The 19,032-nt window shown below is 40.5% G+C and carries 9 protein-coding genes; 7 read left to right on the top strand and 2 right to left on the bottom strand.

Translation table 11 applies throughout. From position 1 onward, the window contains the following. Positions 1–12: 12 nt before the first annotated feature. The 7 genes from D0T56_RS08420 to D0T56_RS08390 all read left to right on the top strand — a co-directional run bounded on the left by D0T56_RS08420 (position 13) and on the right by D0T56_RS08390 (position 15,027). Positions 13–1,707: a polysaccharide lyase gene (locus tag D0T56_RS08420; protein WP_163319693.1), complete on the top strand. Its 1,695-nt coding sequence runs from the start codon at positions 13–15 to the stop codon at positions 1,705–1,707. A 273-nt stretch (positions 1,708–1,980) separates the two neighbouring features. After that, positions 1,981–2,631 carry a DUF3826 domain-containing protein gene (locus D0T56_RS08415; protein WP_163319692.1) on the top strand — a complete coding sequence of 217 codons (651 nt, stop codon included), beginning with the start codon at positions 1,981–1,983 and terminating at the stop codon, positions 2,629–2,631. Between the two features lie 39 nt (positions 2,632–2,670). After that, complete coding sequence (locus D0T56_RS08410; RefSeq protein ID WP_221412345.1) at positions 2,671–5,802, top strand: DUF6298 domain-containing protein; 3,132 nt, start codon at positions 2,671–2,673, stop codon at positions 5,800–5,802. A gap of 13 nt (positions 5,803–5,815) precedes the next feature. Next, the gene (locus tag D0T56_RS08405) at positions 5,816–6,766 is read left to right on the top strand and encodes a glycoside hydrolase family 43 protein (RefSeq protein ID WP_163319690.1); all 951 of its coding nucleotides are present in this window, start codon (positions 5,816–5,818) and stop codon (positions 6,764–6,766) included. A 2-nt stretch (positions 6,767–6,768) separates the two neighbouring features. Next, positions 6,769–10,089 (top strand): glycosyl hydrolase family 65 protein, encoded by a 3,321-nt coding sequence (locus D0T56_RS08400; protein WP_163319689.1) that lies wholly within the window; start codon positions 6,769–6,771, stop codon positions 10,087–10,089. 101 nt (positions 10,090–10,190) lie between these two features. Further along, positions 10,191–12,893 (top strand): glycoside hydrolase family 78 protein, encoded by a 2,703-nt coding sequence (locus D0T56_RS08395; RefSeq protein WP_185153865.1) that lies wholly within the window; start codon positions 10,191–10,193, stop codon positions 12,891–12,893. A 115-nt stretch (positions 12,894–13,008) separates the two neighbouring features. Then, positions 13,009–15,027, top strand: a complete 2,019-nt coding sequence (locus D0T56_RS08390) for a glycoside hydrolase family 127 protein (protein WP_163319688.1) — start codon at positions 13,009–13,011, stop codon at positions 15,025–15,027. 70 nt (positions 15,028–15,097) lie between these two features. On the opposite strand, the gene D0T56_RS08385 is transcribed toward D0T56_RS08390, so the two are convergent. Beyond that, a complete protein-coding gene (locus D0T56_RS08385) occupies positions 15,098–16,465 on the bottom strand; it encodes a T9SS type A sorting domain-containing protein (protein WP_163319687.1) in 1,368 nt (455 codons plus the stop codon). 31 nt (positions 16,466–16,496) lie between these two features. Beyond that, a complete protein-coding gene (locus D0T56_RS08380; RefSeq protein ID WP_163319686.1) occupies positions 16,497–19,028 on the bottom strand; it encodes a M6 family metalloprotease domain-containing protein in 2,532 nt (843 codons plus the stop codon). Positions 19,029–19,032: the final 4 nt, after the last annotated feature.

Here is a 19,032-nt window from a genome sequence, read left to right as displayed (position 1 = left end):
AATATTGAGTAGATGAAAAAAAGATTTTTTAGTGTATGTGCAGTTGCGATAGCTTGTTCGCTTTCAGTATCTGTGTTTGCACAGTATCCAAAAGTATCGAAAGAAGATCAGGAGAAAGAAAAAGAATTGGTAGCTAAAGCAAAGGCAGACTCAGAAGCAGCTTTTCAGAAGGCTTTGCCTATTATAGAAAAAGAAGCTAAAGAAGGAAAACCGTATATTCCTTGGGCAGCTCGTCCTACCGATCTTCCACAAGCAGAGATTCCCGCATTTCCGGGTGCGCAAGGTGGTGGAGCCTATTCGTTTGGCGGACGAGGAGGTAAAGTTATTGTTGTGACAAGCCTCGAAGATAGTGGGCCGGGTACTTTACGCGAAGCCTGTGAACAAGGAGGTGCACGTATCGTAGTATTTAACGTAGCCGGTATTATAAAGCTAAAATCACCGCTAATTATTCGTGCTCCGTATATTACAATTGCCGGACAAACTGCTCCCGGAGACGGAATATGTGTTGCCGGAGAAACTTTGTGGGTGAATACTCACGATGTGGTTGTGCGTCACATGCGTTTTCGTCGTGGAGAAACTTGGGTAGGTCGTCGTGACGATTCTTTCGGGGGAAATCCTGTCGGGAATATTATGATAGACCACTGTTCAACCAGTTGGGGATTGGATGAAAATATCTCATTCTATCGCCACATGTTCAATCCGGGCGATGGCTCTAAAGAACTGAAACTGGGTACAGTGAACGTGACAATTCAGAATACGATATCTTCGCAAGCATTAGACACATACAATCATGCTTTTGGCAGTACCCTTGGTGGTGAGAATTGCACGTTTATGCGTAACCTTTGGGCTAATAATGCAGGACGCAATCCATCTATCGGATGGAATGGCGTGTTCAATTTTGTAAACAATGTTATTTACAACTGGGTACATCGCTCTGTGGATGGTGGAGACTATACGGCTCTTTATAACATTATTAATAATTATTATAAGCCGGGTCCGCTTACCCCAAAAAACACTCCTGTCGGACATAGAATATTGAAGCCGGAGTCGGGACGCAGTAAGTTGGGTTATTATGTGTTTGGGCGTGTATATGCCAACGGAAACATAATGGAAGGATATCCCGAAATAACAAAGGACAACTGGGCCGGAGGTATACAGGTTCAGGAACAACCAAATACTGACGGATATACCGAAAACATGAAGTGGAACAAGCCATTCCCTATACAAAATCCTTTCCCTATTATGCAAGCTCAAGAGGCTTACGATTTTGTAATGGATAATGTTGGAGCAACTTTCCCTAAACGAGACATTGTAGACCAACGTGTTATTGAGCAGGTGAAGACTGGCAAGGTATATTATGATAAAAAAGCCGACAAGACAGATTTTTATCAATTCGAACATCGTCGCCTGCCGAAAGATTCTTATAAATATGGAATCATTACAGATATTGCTCAGGTAGGTGGATATCCTGAATATAAAGGTAATCCATACAAAGACAGTGATGGTGATGGCATACCGGACGAATGGGAAAAGAAATACGGCTTGAATCCTAACGATCCGTCGGATGCAGTGAAGGATATGAACGGAGACGGATATACCAATATAGAGAAATATATTAACGGTATAGATCCGACAAAGAAAGTAGACTGGACAAAACCGGAGAACAATTATGACACTTTGGCAAAAAGAACTAGTTTATTGAAATAATCTTTTATATAGGATTGACGGCTTTTTTTATTCTTGCCGTCAATTCTTTTTTTTGAAATAAATCAGATAAAACAGAATTTTAAGGAGGCGTCCGAAAAGTAAGATTACACTATCAAAGTGTTACTTATCTTTGTTATTTTGAGTGTGACGAAGAATCTGGATTCTCAAAAAACAGATCCTTCTCTCTGTTCAGGATGTCAAAAAGACATAGGTGTTTGCTTTTTGGACACCTTCTAAGGTAAAAAAGAAACATATATTTTAATTTTTAAGGTTATGAAAGTCATTTTTTCTTTTCTTGCAATCAATTTTCTTTTTCTGTCATCTCTATTTGCACAAGATGATGCGGATTATATAAAGGTGCTGACAGGAAGAGCAGACAAGATTGTTAAGACATTAGGAATCGAAGATTCGGAAAAATATAAAAGAGTTACAACAGCTTTGGTTAATCAATATAAAGGTTTAGGTGAAGCAAATGATGCTTTAGAATCTGAAAAGAAAGTAACTAAAGAGTCGATTAAAGATAAAGCAGAGTTAGAAAATGCTATAAAAGCTTTAGAAAATAAAAGAGATGCAGAGCTTTACAATTTGCAATGTATATTTATTGGAAGCCTTTCTGCTGATTTAACAAATGAGCAGATTGACATGGTAAAAGATGGTATGACTTACGGTGTGCTGAAAGTAACTTATGAATCGTATCAAGATATGATCCCGACTTTGAAAGAAGACGAAAAAAGACAAATATACGCATGGCTGGTCGAAGCCCGTGAGCATGCAATGTCTGCGTCGTCGTCGAAAGATAAACACGGATGGTTTGGAAAATATAAAGGACGTATCAACAACTATTTATCCAAGCAAGGATATAATCTCCAGAAAGAGCGTGAAGCCTGGGGCGAACGTGTAAAAGCAAGAGGAGGAACGTTATAAGAGAGTCTGTTTAAAAATATAATGAGAGCCACTACAACTATGAATAGATTAATTTTTCTGCTATTGTTCAGCTTTTTTTTCTGTGGAAATATTTTTTCGCAGAAAAAAGTAAAACCACAGCCGCCACTTAGCTTTAATAAAGATGGAAAATTGGTTTATCTGCCTGATAGTTTAGGTAATAGGATTCCCGATTTTTCGTATGCGGGATATATGGCGGGAGAAAAACCTATCCCCAATATCGAAACAAAAACTGTTGTGCCTCTGGTAAATGGAGATGCTACAACGTTGATACAAGCGGCATTAGACTATGTTGGTTCATTAAAACCTGATGCAAATGGTTTTAGGGGAACTGTTCTTCTTCAAAAAGGAATGTATAAGGTTTCGGGTAGTTTGCTTATCCGTAATTCGGGAGTTGTTTTGCGGGGTAGTGGAGTAGGAGAGAATGGTACTCAGCTCATAGCCACAGGAAAAGACAGACGTACATTGATTCGTGTTTTGGGTGAAGATGATAGACAAACAGGTGATACACTGCACATATCCGACTCTTATGTTCCTGTAAATTCTTTCTCGGTTACTCTGTCAAATCATAGCTTAAAAATTGGCGATAAAGTTCTGGTTGTTCGTCCATCAACAAAAGAGTGGATTGATAAAGTTGGTACAGAACACTTTGGTGGAGGCATCACCTCGTTAGGGTGGAAGGTCGGAGGTCAAAATATAGTTTGGGACAGAACTGTTGTTTCTGCAAATGCAGGCAGTGTTTCTTTTGATGCTCCTTTAACTACGGCTTTAGACAAGGAATATGGTGGTGGCTATCTCGTTCCTTACTCGTGGCAAGGTCGTATCTCGAATGTTGGTGTGGAGAATATGACACTTCTTTCGGAATATGACGAAAAAAATCTGAAAGATGAAGCACATTCGTGGATGGGTGTTACGTTAGAAAATGTGTCTGATGCTTGGGTACGTAATATTACATTCAAGCATTTCGCAGGTTCGGCAGTCATGGTTTTGGAAACAGCCAAATGTGTAACAGTCGAGAATTGTAAATCGTTGCAACCTGTATCTGAAATTGGCGGGCAACGAAGATATACTTTCTTCACGATGGGGCAACAATGCCTTTTTCAAAGATTATATGCAGAAAGTGGTTATCATGATTTCGGGACAGGATTTTGTGCGCCCGGACCCAATGTTTTTCTGCAATGTCATTCCGAACTACCATATAGTTTTAGTGGAGCTATTGACAGTTGGGCTTCCGGTGTTTTATTTGATATTGTAAATGTTAATGGCAATGCGTTGAGCTACAAGAACAGGATGCAAGAGGCTCAAGGTGCGGGATGGACAGCCGCAAACAGTGTTTTTTGGCAATGTTCGGCATCACTGATTGAGAATTTCTCGCCACCAACAGCTCAAAATTGGGCGTTTGGTTCTTGGTCTGAATTTTCGGGCGATGATTATTGGAACGAAAGTAATAACCACATTAAACCTCGAAGCCTGTATTATCAGCAATTGAAAGAACGTTTAGGCGAAAAATACATAGATCATTCAAATTTGATGCCTACCGAAACAGAGGCTTCAAGTTCTCCTCCCGTATCGGTTGCGATGGAATTGACGAAGAAAGCCTATGTCCCTGCTTTAACGCTTACGGAATGGATTGATAAACTGTGCGATGAAACTAATATTCCAATAATATTCGATCAGTCACAGATATATAACGAGAAGAAGCAAGGTTTTCTGAAACAGATATATAAACCGACAGCAAAAACAGCTCCTTTGTCAATAGAAAACGGCTGGATTGTGAGAGGGACTGAGGTGCAGACAGGCTTCAAACAAGATATCCGATGGTGGAGCGGCTCTGTTCAACCGGCTTATCTGAAAAAGAATGCAACACCTCATTTAACACGTTTTGTTCCCGGTCGGACGGGAATGGGTTTAACGGATGATGTAGACTCCGTTGTGCAGATAATGAAGCGGAATAATTTTCTTGCAATTGACCATAATTACGGATTGTGGTACGACCGTCGTCGCGACGATCACGAACGTATCCGACGTATTAACGGCGAGGTTTGGCCTCCGTTCTACGAACAGCCTTTTGCCCGAAGCGGGGAGGGCACGGCTTATGATGGATTGAGCAAGTATGACTTGACTAAATACAACGATTGGTATTGGATGCGCCTTCGTCAATTTGCCGATTTGGCAGATCAAAACGATTTGGTGTTGATGCACCAAAATTATTTTCAACATAATATTATCGAGGCGGGAGCGCACTGGACTGATAGTCCTTGGCGTCCGGCAAATAATATCAACAATACGGGATTTCCTGAGCCTGCGCCTTATGCAGGAGACAAACGTATCTTTTTGGCAGAACAGTTTTACGATATAAATCATCCTGTAAGAAGGGAATTACACCGTAAATATATCCGTCAGTGCTTAGACAATTTCAAAGGAAACAATAGTGTAATTCAGTTTCTTAGCGAGGAATATACAGGGCCTCTTCACTTTGTGGAGTTTTGGCTCGATGTGATTGCCGAATGGAAAATGGAAACAGGCGAAAAGCCTATGATTGCCCTGAGTGCAACAAAGGATGTGCAAGATGCCATTCTGAATGATCCTGTCAGGTCAGAAATTGTTGATGTGATTGATATTAAATATTGGTTTCACAGGGAAGATGGTACAACATACGAACCAAAAGGAGGGCAAAATCTTGCTCCTCGTCAGCATGCCCGTTTAACCAAACCCGGTAAAGTGTCATTTGCTTCAATTTACAGAGCTGTAAGTGAATACAGAACAAAGTACCCCGAAAAGGCGGTCGCTTATTTTTCCAATCTTTATCCTCAGTTTGCATGGGCGTCATTTATGGCTGGTGGCTCTATGGCTTGCCTGCCTGAGATAAGTGATCGTAATTTTTTGAGTGCTGCATCTTCCATGAAACCAATTGAAAGTCAAAATACAGATAATCAATATGTGTTGGGGAATGTTGAAAAGGGATATATAATTTATACGATGAATGGTTCGGTTTCACTGGATATCGAAAGTAAATATAAATACGATGTGTTGTGGATAAATTCCAAAACAGGAAAAACAACAAAAGCGAAACAAGTGAAAGGCGGAGGAAAGATAGAACTGCAAAGACCTTCCGATCAGGTAAACGTTGCTTGGTTGGTACGTAAATATTAAATATAAAGAGACAATGAAAAAGATATTATTGCTATTGGTTACAGGAACATTTTTGTTTTCCTGCAATTCGAATAAAAAAGATAATGGAGAGGATGCTCCTGCCGAAAAAGAAGTGTACATGTTTACTTCTTTTCACGAGCCTGCAACTGACGGACTGCGTTTGCTGTACAGTTACGATGGCTATAAATGGGATAGTATTCCGGGAATATTTCTGAAGCCTGATGTCGGACGGGATAAACTGATGCGTGATCCTAGTATTGTGAAAGGAGCGGACAGTACATTTCATCTGGTGTGGACATGCAGTTGGAAAGGCGATCCGGCATTTGGTCATGCTTCATCTAAAGATTTGGTTAATTGGTCGGAGCAGCAATATGTACCGATAATGGCTTTTGATACTACAACTGTAAATGTTTGGGCTCCTGAGCTTTTCTATGAAGATGAGACAAAAGATTTTATTATAGTTTGGGCGTCTACTATTCCGTTCAAATTTGAAAAAGGGATAGAAGATGAGTATAACAATCACCGTCTATATTACACAAAAACAAAAGATTTCAAGGATTTTACGAAAGCTGAATTGTTGTACGATCCGGGTTACAGTTCCATTGATGCTGTGATTGTGAAGCGTGCCCTTTCCGATTACGTTTTGGTGTTTAAGGATAATACTCGCCCCGAACGGAATATGCATGCTGCATTCGGTAAATCGGCAACAGGTCCGTACGAAAATCCGACTGAAAAGTTTACGGCTAATTTTACGGAAGGCCCTTCTGTTGTGAAAGTCGGTGATGAATGGCTGATCTATTTCGATGCTTACGAAAAAAAATCGTATGATGCCGTTTCCACTAAAGATTTCAAAACATTTACGGATGTGAATGATAAAATATCTATACCCGAAGGTCATAAACACGGAACCATATTTAAAGCATCGGAAAGCGTGCTGAAAGGTTTATTATCAGCTAAGAAATAATTATGAAAAAAACGATAATATTATCATTCGTATCACTATTAAGCGTGTTGATTATTCAAGCTCAAAGTGGGATACACTACACAGGAAAAACATTGTCGAATGTTGATTATCATCACGGGCAATTAAGTCCTGCCGTAGGAACACATAACATACAAACATTGCGGGCAAGCCGTGAGCATCCCGAAAAAAGTGATGGCTTGGGTTGGACTTACAATCATGCCCCGATGTTGGCGTATTGGAACGGAACATTTTATCTCGAATACCTGAATGCACCTGTTGGAGAGCATATGCCTCCCGGACGCACCATGTTGCAGACATCTAAAGATGGTTACAATTGGTCGATGCCGGTAACAATTTTCCCTGAATACAAGGTGCCTGACGGATATACAAAACCGAACAGAGATGGCGTTGCAAAAGATTTGTATGCAATCACGCATCATCGGGTAGGTTTCTTCACATCATCGAAAGGACGGTTGTTGGCAATGACATATTATTGTGTTGCCCTTGATATGAAAGACGATCCGAATGATGGCAACGGCATTGGTCGTGTGGTACGTGAAATAAAGAAAGACGGTTCGTTCGGAGATGTGTATTTTATACGATACAGCCATGCTTTCAACGAAAAAAATACCGATTTCAAATTTTATAAGAAGAATAAAGATAAAGGATTTGTCGAGGCTTGCGAAGAGTTGCTGGCAAACCCGCTCTATATGATGCAGTGGGTTGAAGAAGCGGACAGGAATGACCCCATTATCCCTTTGAAAAAGCCTTACAAAGCATTCAGTTACTACCGCTTACCTGATGGGCGCATTGCTGCTCTTTGGAAACATGCCTTGACCGCAATCAGTGAAGATGGTGGCAAAACATGGCCTGAAAACGCATATCGTGCGCCCGGTTTCGTTAACAGTAATGCTAAAATATGGGGGCAAAGAACTTCTGACGGAAAATATGCTACGGTTTACAATCCGTCCGAATTCCGTTGGCCTTTGGCAGTATCGACCAGCGTAGACGGTCTGAATTATAACACACTCTATCTGGTTCATGGCGATATCACGCCGATGCGTTACGGGGGCAATTATAAATCGAGAGGGCCTCAGTATGTGAGAGGAATTCTGGATAATAACGGAACTCCTCCCGATGGTAATATGTGGGTGACTTACAGCATGAACAAGGAAGATATGTGGGTTGCTCGCATTCCTGTGCCTGTTACGGATAAGGCAATGAGCCATGCCGATGAAACATTCAACTCTATGCCCGAAGGTAAGGAGCTGGATATGTGGAACATTTATAGTCCGTTGTGGGCTCCTGTGAAGATTGAGAAAAGAGCGGATGGAAAACGTTGGCTTTCGCTGAAAGATTGGGATTTGTTCGATTATGCTAAGGCAGAAAGGGTTGTGCCTGAATCCAAGACATTGGAATCTTCTTTTTCTGTAATCTCGGCGCAGAATGATAGGGGTAATCTTCAAATCGAATTTCAGAATGTAAAAGGGGAAGCCTGCACACGCATCATCTTTGATAAAGATGGCATATTGAAATTGAAAACGGGGGCAAGATATAATACTTTAATGCCATACGAGGCAAACAAGGAATATAACATTTCGGTGTCCTTAGCTACCGAAACACGTAGCCTGACAATGAAAATAAATGATAAGGAAATCCCGACACGCTTATTCTTCAATCCTGTTGAATCAATATCGAGGGTTGTGTTCCGCACAGGCGATTTGCCTATCGAACCAACTCCGAATACTCCTGCCGACAGATTCACGGATATGGAAAATACGGGTAAAGATGAGCCTAGGACAGAATATTATATCTCTCATCTAAAGACCTCTAATCCGTCTGTTCAATCGGCTGTGCTGGATGTAAATGACTATAAACATTATGTCGATTATTTCAACACAATGGAGGATGAGAATATTGTTCAGGCAATTCCAAACTCGCAGTCGTGGGAATGGATGAAAACGAATATTCCTTTGTTTGAATGTCCTCAGGCAAATTTCGAAGAAATGTATTATTACAGATGGTGGTCGTTGCGTAAGCATATTAAAGAAACCCCGGTTGGTTATATAATGACTGAGTTTCTCGTAAACCGTTCTTATGCAGATCAGTACAATCTGATTGCCTGTGCATTGGGTCATCATACCTATGAAAGTCGCTGGTTGCGCGATCCGAAATACTTGAATCAGTATGTACATGTCTGGTTTAGAGGGAACGAAGGTCAGCCGATGAAGAAACTTCGCAATTTTAGCAGCTGGACGGCTAATGCACTTTACAATAAATATCTGGTGGATGGAGACAAAAACTATCTGTTGGATATGTTCCCCGATCTTGAAAAAGAGTATGCCCTTTGGGAGGGAGATCACCGCTTACCTAGTGGTTTGTATTGGCAAGGAGATGTTCAGGACGGAATGGAAGAAACCATAAGCGGTGGTCGTCGCAAACAATATGCCCGCCCGACTATCAATTCGTATATGTTTGGGAATGCTAAAGCTTTAGCGAGTATTGCCCGATTGAAAGGCGATAATGCAACTGCACAAAAGTATGAGGAGAAAGCCTCCGAAATAAAGAATCTTGTACAATCTCAACTTTGGAATCCTGATAGCGTATTCTTCGAAACACTGAGAAAACCGGGCGAGTTTGCCCTTGTTCGTGAGGCTATCGGTTACATCCCCTGGTATTTTAATTTGCCTGACGATAAGGCAGATTATGCAAAAGCATGGGCGCAGGTGATGGACGAAGGTGGTTTCCTTGCTCCTTATGGAATGACAACTGCCGAACGCCGCCACCCTGAATTTCGTAGTCATGGTTGTTGTAAATGTGAGTGGGATGGTGCTATCTGGCCTTTTGCTTCTTCGCAAACATTGACAGCTATGTCCAACCTGATAAACAACTACAAGCAAGATGTGGTGAACGACAGTGTTTATTTCCGTCACATGGAGTTATACGTCGAAAGCCAATACCACAGAGGAAGACCATATATAGGTGAATATCAAGATGAAGTGACAGGCTATTGGCTGAAAGGTGATCAGGAACGTAGCCGTTATTACAATCATTCAACTTTTGGCGATTTGATTATTTCAGGTCTTATCGGTCTGAAACCTCGACCTGATAATGTGTTGGAAGTGAGTCCGCTTGTTCCGCAAGGTAAATGGGATTGGTTCTGTTTGGATAATGTGCCGTATCACGGAAAAAACGTGACAATAGTTTGGGACAAAACAGGCGAGAAATATAAGAGAGGGAAAGGCTTTTATATTATGTTGGATGGAAAGACGGTAGCCAAATCCGACAAATTGGAAAGATTGACTTACGAAATGAAGAATTAAAAGTGAAAAGTGAAAAATTAAAAGTTAAGAATATTACATTCTCAAAATTCCTCCTCCTTTTGGGGGAGGTTAGGAGGGGGCGTTTACTTGTAACTCGTAACTTGTTTACTTGTCTACTACTAAAAAAAGCAATAGCAAGTATCTGCCTTCTATTATTTACAATATCAACATTTGCCCTTGATGTAAAAAAACTTACCTGTGAATTTCAGGAGGCACCATTGGCAATAAACACTCTGAATCCACGATTTGGCTGGCAGTTGGCATCTGAAGCGAATGGAGATAAACAAACAGCTTATCAGATTACGGTTAACCATAATGGCGTGAAAATCTGGGATTCGGGAAAAGTGAAATCAGACCAGAGCCAACTTGTAAATTATAAAGGTAAATCTTTACAAAAAGGACAGAGATACGTTTGGTCTGTAAAAGTGTGGGATGCTAAAGGAAAAACGACCGAAAGCAACTCTACTTATTTTCAAACAGAACCTGATTTAACAAAATCGAAAGCCAAATGGGTTGGAGCAATAACCAGAGAAGCATCTAATCTGCCTATCGGTAGACGCGATTTTCACGGTCCATCGTTCAAGAAACAGGCGAATAAAGATGTTTATGAAAAAGTAGATCAACTGGCATTGCGTAGCATTATGCTACGTAAGTCTTTCAATACAAACAAAGAGGTTGTAAGAGCTATTATTTATGTTTCGGGATTGGGTCATTACAATTTATCGGTCAATGGAGAGAAAGTAAGCAAAGATATTTTTACTCCTGTTTGGAGCGATTATGACAAGACCGTTTATTATAATACATATCAGGTTGATACTCTTTTGAATAAAGGTGAAAATATACTTGGTGTTACTCTCGGAAATGGTTTTTACAATGCTGTTGGCAATCGTTACCGTAAATTGTGGGTGACTTTCGGACCACCGACATTATTTCTTGAAATGTATGTGTATTATAAGGATGGAACAGAAGAAGTTATCGTTTCCGATACTTCATGGAAATATGATTTAAGCCCTATCACGTTTAACGATATATACGGTGGGGAAGACTATGATGCCCGTTTGGAGCAATCGGGTTGGGATAAATCAGGATTTGACGATTCGGCATGGAAACCAGTGGTTGAACAAGGTGCGCCCGAAGGTACACTGCGTTCGCAAGTTGTGACAAGTGTTCGCAGGATGAAAGAATACGGTGCAACATCCATGTCGAAGATTGATTCCAGCTATGTATTGGACATGGGGCAGAATCTTGCCGGATATCCGGAAATTAAGGTAATGGGTAAAAAAGGGCAGACGGTGAAACTTACGGTCGGCGAAATTTTGAATGAAGAAACAGGAAAAGTTTCACAAAAACAGTCGGGAAGTCCTCATACTTACTCATATACGCTGAAAGGTGACGGCGTGGAAACATGGCATCCCGAATTTACTTACTACGGGTTTCAATATATCCAGATTGACGGAGCAAATGTTCTTTCTATGCAAGATGCTGATAAGCCGTTGGTAGTGGATGTTAAATCGCATTTTATTCATAATTCAACACCCGAAAGAGGTCATTTCGAGTCGTCGAACGAGATATTTAACAAAGCGCATATTCTGATTAAAAATGCTGTGAAAAGTAATATGCAATCGGTGTTTACCGATTGTCCGCATCGTGAAAAATTGGGTTGGCTGGAAGAAACACATCTGAATGGTCCCGGATTATTATACAATTGGGATTTGACGCAGTTCTATCCGAAGATAATGCAGGATATGAAAGACGCTCAAAAACCGGGTGGATTGGTTCCGACCATAGTTCCCGAATATGTGGTTTTTGATGCAAGCCTGGATGTATTTCGCGATTCGCCGGAGTGGGGGATAGCTTCTATTATAGACCCTTGGTTGTATTACAAATTTTATGGCGATGACTCTTTATTGAGGGACTACTTTGATGTGATGACCGGATATGTAGATCACATGCTTTCGAGGTCGGATAATTACATCGCTTCTCACGGATTGGGCGACTGGTATGATTATGGCGAGCATCGTGCAGGTTTCTCAAAAAACAGTCCTGTTGAAGTGTCTGCAACGGCTCATCTTTACTATGGTGCGCACCTTGTTGCAGAAGCAGCTAAAATGCTGAGCAGAAAGGATTTCGAAAAAAAATACAGGGAAATAGCCGATAATACGAAGAAGGCTTTTAATGATAAATTCTTTGATAAGAATACAATGCAATATGGTAACGGAAGCCAGTTTTGTAACGCAGTTGCCATATTTATGGGGTTGGTTGACCCGAAAGATAAACAGGCTGTGATGGAAAACCTGAAAGCGGATATCCATAAGCATGGCGACAGGCTTACAACAGGCGATGTGGGCAACCGTTATCTTTTTCAGGCGTTGGCTCTGAATGGCGAAAATGAGTTGATGTATTTGATGCACAATCATACAGATGCTCCGGGGTATGGTTTCCAGATTAATTTCGGTGTGACCACTCTTTCCGAGCAATGGGACCCGAGGAAAGGTGCTTCGTGGAATCATTTTATGATGGGACAGATCGACGAATGGTTTTTCCGCACATTGGCAGGAATCGAGCCGATGGCATCAGGTTTTAAAGAATTCAAGATCGAGCCAAAACCCGTAGGCGATTTGGAATGGGTGAAGGCAGACCATGAAACCCTGTATGGAAAAATAACAGTGGATTGGAAAAAGAAAGACGGTTTTTTCAATCTGTCTGTTGATGTTCCTGCAAATACGAGAGCAACTGTTGTGTTGCCCGATGGCAAAAAGCAGGTTGTGGGTTCGGGTAAATACAATTTTGAGTGTAAAATGTAATTCATTAAAATACTGTTTTGTCATCCTGAACGAAGTGAAGGATCTGGATTTCGAATATTGAGATTCTTCGTTTTACTCAGAATGACAAATCGAATATAATCTAATATACATAAGAATGAAGATTAAAGGTTTTATTGCGGGTTTGTTAGTTTTAGGAACTGTCGTTCCTGCCTCGGCGCAGAAAGGATTGACCAATACAACGCAAAGTCCTTATGCAAAGATGCATAGCGTAGATTTAAGTAGTGTGCAATGGACAAAAGGTTTCTGGGCAGAACGGTTTGATGTCTGTAAAGATACTATGTTGCTCAATATGTGGCGGATATTCGACGATCCTGAGTTGAGCCATGCCTATCGTAACTTCGAAATTGCAGCAGGCTTGAAAGAAGGAGAACATAAAGACCCTCCATTTTTTGACGGTGATATGTATAAATGGCTCGAAGGGGTTGCTGCTGTTTATGCCATAACTAAAAATCCTGAGTTGGATAAATTGATGGATAAGTTTATAGAAACAATCCGTTTGGCGCAACGTGAAGACGGGTATATCCATACAGCTACAATTGTGGCAGATAAAAATAATCCGGGTGCAAAAAAAGGTTTTGAGGAGCGTCTTCATTTCGAAACGTACAACATGGGTCACCTGATGACTGCCGGTTGTGTTCATTATCGTGCTACGGGAAAGCGAAATTTATTGGATATTGCCATAAAAACAACCGATTTCTTATACAATTTCTATAAAACAGCAACCGTAGAATTGGCTCGCAGTGCCATTTGCCCGTCTCATTATATGGGAGTTGTGGAAATGTATCGTACAACCCGCGATCCCAAATACCTGGACCTTTCTAAAAGTTTGATTGATATTCGTGGTATGATGGAAAACGGAACCGATGATAATCAAGACCGCATACCTTTCCGTGATCAAAGAGTAGCTATGGGGCATGCCGTACGTGCAAATTACCTTTATGCAGGTGTTGCAGATGTTTATTTGGAAACAGGAGATCAATCTCTGTTAGAGTGCTTAAATCCGATCTGGCATGACGTGACTCACAGAAAGATGTATGTAACAGGAGGTTGCGGTGCTTTGTATGACGGAACATCGCCCGATGGAACGTTCTATACTCCCGATAGTATTCAGAAAGTGCATCAGTCTTACGGTCGTGCTTACCAATTGCCACAAGAAACGGCTCACAATGAGACTTGCGCAAATATTGGTAATATGCTTTGGAATTTCCGTATGCTTCAACTTTCGGGTGACCCAAAATATGCCGATATTATGGAGTTGACATATTACAACAGTATTCTTTCGGGCATCAGTCTCGATGGAAAGAAATTCCTGTATACTAATCCGTTAAGCCAAACGGCGGATTTTCCTTATTCGCTTCGTTGGGGTGATTTCCGTCAGGAGTATATCACATGTTTCTGCTGTCCTCCCAACACTGTTCGCACGATAGCGGAAGCTAACAGTTATGCTTATGCAACATCCGAAAAAGGCGTTTATTGCAATCTTTATGGAGGTAATACGCTGAACACTAAACTGGCAGACGGTTCTGAAATCAGCATTACTCAAGATACAGATTATCCTTGGGATGGAACAATCAAGCTGAAGATAGAAAAAGCTCCGAAGAAAGAATATTCCGTATTTATGCGTATTCCCGAATGGGCAGATAATGCGACTTATACTTTTGGTGGAAAGGAATTTAAAGCAACGGCAGGAACTTATGCCGAGGTGAAGAACAAGTGGAAAAAAGGAGACGAAATAGTATTGAATCTGCCGCTTCGTCCTCGTCTGATAGAGTCTAATCCGTTGGTTGAAGAATCTCGTAATCAGGTTGCTGTGATGTACGGACCAATGGTTTATTGTATGGAATCGGTAGATTTGCCAAAAGAAACCTCTGTATATGATGTGCTGATTCCTTCGTCAATAAACCTGAAACCCAGAGCAACAACAATAGATGGCAGCAAAGTTGTTCTGTTGGATGGAACGGCAAAGGTTGTAGATAAGAATGAGTGGGATGGTAAGCTTTACAGGGAGATTAAAACTCCGGCAAAAGACGTAAATGTATCTCTTGTTCCTTACTATGCCTGGGGCAATAGAGGAAACTATGATATGTCGGTTTGGTTGAGATTGGGAAATTGAAATTGACGTGACTATAAGAAAAAAATGGGGTTACTCAAAAAGTAACCCCTTTTTTGTGAGTTTAGAATAATTATTTTATAATTACTTTACTTGCATTTCCATCCACAGAAACAATGTAGATTCCGGAAGGAAGTTCAGTTGATATTTCTGCGCCTGCCGCAATTGTTGAATATACGGATACACCTTGCAGGTTAATTACATTTATTCTTTCATAGCCATTTAAGCCATTGATGTATAGTATGTTTTCTCTTGCATAGATGTTGATGGCATCTTTCACACCCTCACCAATTCCAGTAGAAGCAAGAACTGCCATAGGGGTTGTTTTGAATACATTATCACCTGTAAATTTAGGGAAAGCTGTTGTGGTCATCGAACACACTACTTTCTCAGTCTGAGGTTTCAGGAAGGTGAATTTACCATCAGCTTCGGTATAATCGTCGTTTACCACCAATGCAGTACCAGACTCCGTTGTCCAAGTATATGTTGTAGCAACAGGAGTAGCTAAAACACCTTTTACGTTATTCTGAGAAGAAAGGTCAAGCTCGGCATTTTCCTGAATACTTTCAGGAATTTCATAAGCTGCCTGAGGAGCATAATTGAATCGGGCACTTAACGATCCGGGTTGAGGAAGAGTTGCAATATTCAGATAGTTTTTTGAGCAGTTAAAGGTAAAAGATGTTTTTGCCGCAAAAGCATCTGTTCCAACTAACGAGGTTAGCAGGTTGCCACTAACATTCAATGTTCTCAATTTTGTCAACGAAGGCCATACAGAATCATCAAGTGTTGCTATCTTATTATTCTGTAGATACAAATCCCTTACAACAGTATTTTTGCTATAATCGATTGACGAGATATTATTATCCGAAACATTCAGATAATCTAATAAAGGACTATCTTCTACATTTATTGCTGTCAGATTGTTGCCAGAACAATTCAAATAAGTTAAAGCAGCATTGTCTTTCAACTTAAGCGTTGTTAAGTTTTTATTTTTTGTGTTATTGATCACTAATCTGGTTAAAGCAGTGTTATAGCTTAAGTCGAGTGTAGAAATAGATTGGCTAACACATGTCAATCTGGTCAGGTTTACAGCACCTGTTACGTCAAGCGCTGTTACAACTTCCGGAGTTTCAAGGTTGAAATCGCAATCAAAAGCTGTGATTCCTACTCCTTTAATCGTAATTTCTCCTGTTCCGGATGGTGTGCCAGTGGCTTCGAAAGTTTCAGATGCGGAAGAACCGTCTTTATCTACGGTGTAGTCGACGAATGTACCATTTCCCCAATCAATTGACACGACTGTAGGTATGGTTGAAACTCCAAGACCAAATGTCATCTCACTTGTTGCGGTGGAGGTGAGTTTAATCACATCTTGTGCCTTAGTTATTGTCGTCAGACTGATAAAGCCCAGACACAATAAGAATGTAAGTAATCGTTTTTTCATAATTTGAAATTTTTAATGAGTATATAGAGTATTATTTTATCAATATTTTATATGATTGTGGCGATTTGCTTTCTCTAAACAATCTTATAATGTAAACACCTTTCGAGAGAATACTGGTTGATATGTCGTAAGATGTACTTGCGTTTTTATTCTCATACAGCATATTTCCGTTGAGATTATACAATGAGATGTTTTGAATATCACCTTCACTACTTAAGATATTTATATGAGAGTCAGATATGGATATCTTTATTTCGTCAGCATCTGTTTGTCCAATTCCAGATAGGTCATATTCTATAGTTACGCTATCGGAGAGAGGAGTTTCTCCAAAATCTCCAACTGCTTTCACTGCATAAATATTTTCACCGTTTAATGGACTTTCGTCCGTGAACAATAGTTCTTGCGAAGAACCTATCTTCTCACCATTTCTATATATGTGATATCCTTTGACTATTGATGAACTAGGGGTAGGATAGATGGCAATATTATCGACATGCCACCAATACGAAAGTCCTTCGTTGTTGTCGTCATAAGCATGGAACGCTATTTTCATATTATCCGATTGATGTGCAGATAGGTCAACAACAATGCGTTCATATTTATTTGTTGTTGAACTTTGAGTTTTCAAATCATATACATTCTCCCAACTATTACCACCGTCTTTACTAACTTTTACATAATAAAAATTATGAGCGTTCGTTTTTCCGGGAGCGATAGAGTTTGAATAGAATATCAATGTAGATCCATTGGCAAAGGCAGGAGATATCAGCCATTCATCTTGATGACGGTCTTGCATTTCGGAGTTGAGTCGTGCCGAGAATTTTCCTTCGTAAGGCAGTTTGTATTTCTCACTCTCTTGCCATACCCAACCAACGTTGTTTTCAGTTTTGAATGTCCATAAGCCTTTATTCGCAATGTTTTCGAAGTCTTCAGTTAAAGTCGGAGTTCCCTCTAACGGCTTTTTCCAAGTCAGGGCTATTTTGTTGTCCGTTTCTTCAGCAGTCAGTCCGTGAGGTGGTTGAATGATGTCAGACTTTTGGAATATGTCAATTGTTGCAAATATAGCATTGTTTGATGTGCTTTCGATTATCAGTTTACCATCTCGAATAGCAGCTTGGTTGTTCCGGCTATTTGTGGTAACGGTTAATGTGGAGCTACCTGCATTTCCGCTGAGTGGAGAAACTTCCAGCCAATCTGGTTTCGATTTTACTTGCCAGTCTGTATTCACTGCTTCTATTTGGAAAGATGTGCTGCTACCTTGGTTTCCATTCAATGAAATAGTGGTTAATGACGGGTGTATCTGAGTGGAAAACGGCAACAAGTCGAAAGATATTGTTTCTCCGCAAGATGAAACATTGCTGATTGCAAACTGAGCCTCGCGCCCATCTGTATAAAATGGTTTCTCGCTGGCCGATCCTCCGAATGCGACACGTCCACTTTCCTGGCTAAAAGCTGCTTGTGAAATGTTTCCGTCGGAGGTTGTTGTACCATTTTTACGGAAAAGATATTGTTCGTCAAATTTGCTTATTCCATCGTAATTCTCATTGCCTGTGAAATTGGGGTTGATTCGATATACTAATAGTCCGGAAGATGGAATGCCACTCTCGAAAGGGCCATCTTTTTTGCGGTATTCCAAAACAAAATACTCGCTTGATCCTGTGGGTTTTATTTTGTATGCTATGTTTTCTTTTGAGTTCCCTCCAACAGGATTTAATGTGTATGTACCGGGAGTGGATATTTCGGGAATTTCGTCTATCCATTTGCAGTATTTATACTTGGTATAGGCACTCATTCCCTGTGGTGTCTGCAAATTGTCAGACATCAAGTCCCATGTTCCTATCGGGCTCAGGCCTTTCTGATTATGATATAAGTCTCGCGTACCCAAAGTATGCGACATCTCGTGACACAAAACTCCTGCATTGAGGGGAGTGGGAGAGAGGTTGCTCCAACCATTTCCGTCGGCAAATAAGAGGATATATTCATTCACTCTTTTCTCATGAATACTACCTTGTATTATATACAATGTAGACCTGTGAGGCCACATCATATATCTGTTGCTGATTTCTGAGTTCCCGCTGATGATGAGTGTGATGTTGTCAATCACCCCATCGTTATTTTTGTCAAGGTTTTCGGTGGATGGAATTATAGTTTCCATGTAATCTGTGATTTCTTTCACCAGATTCTGTTCTCTCGATAAAGCATCGGTAGCATTATTTTCGTCATAACCTTCCGGGTTGATACTGGTTTTATGCAAGTAATAATTTCTGGACTTTTGAGCTTTATACGAAACTATCGTCGTATTATTTGCAAGGGGATACATTACACTTTTCCATTTCAATTGTCCGTACGACGCTTGCCAGAAATAATTGTACACCGATGCAGAAGTGGTCTCCTCGTTATTAAACAATTGCTCGTAATGAGTTATTGTCTGATCAAAAATAGATTCATCTTCATCTGCAAAACGGACAAAGCATACAAGGTTTGCCAGTTCTCCTTTATTTTGCTGAGCCTGCGATGAGAAGACGAACGATGTTAAAATGACAAATAGTGTAATGTATCTCATGCAA

It is taken from the genome of Dysgonomonas sp. 520, assembly GCF_010501095.1.
Taxonomy (GTDB): Bacteria; Bacteroidota; Bacteroidia; order Bacteroidales; family Dysgonomonadaceae; genus QVMP01.
This window is presented reverse-complemented; position numbering and strand designations above follow the sequence as displayed.

Bases quoted from the DNA above. Each gene is read 5' to 3' on its own strand.
- D0T56_RS08390 (WP_163319688.1), top strand. From the start codon at position 13,009: ATGAAGATTAAAGGTTTTATTGCGGGTTTGTTAGTTTTAGGAACTGTC.
- D0T56_RS08400 (WP_163319689.1), top strand. From the start codon at position 6,769: ATGAAAAAAACGATAATATTATCATTCGTATCACTATTAAGCGTGTTG.
- D0T56_RS08380 (WP_163319686.1), bottom strand. From the start codon at position 19,028: ATGAGATACATTACACTATTTGTCATTTTAACATCGTTCGTCTTCTCA.
- D0T56_RS08405 (WP_163319690.1), top strand. From the start codon at position 5,816: ATGAAAAAGATATTATTGCTATTGGTTACAGGAACATTTTTGTTTTCC.
- D0T56_RS08385 (WP_163319687.1), bottom strand. From the start codon at position 16,465: ATGAAAAAACGATTACTTACATTCTTATTGTGTCTGGGCTTTATCAGT.
- D0T56_RS08415 (WP_163319692.1), top strand. From the start codon at position 1,981: ATGAAAGTCATTTTTTCTTTTCTTGCAATCAATTTTCTTTTTCTGTCA.
- D0T56_RS08410 (WP_221412345.1), top strand. From the start codon at position 2,671: ATGAATAGATTAATTTTTCTGCTATTGTTCAGCTTTTTTTTCTGTGGA.
- D0T56_RS08420 (WP_163319693.1), top strand. From the start codon at position 13: ATGAAAAAAAGATTTTTTAGTGTATGTGCAGTTGCGATAGCTTGTTCG.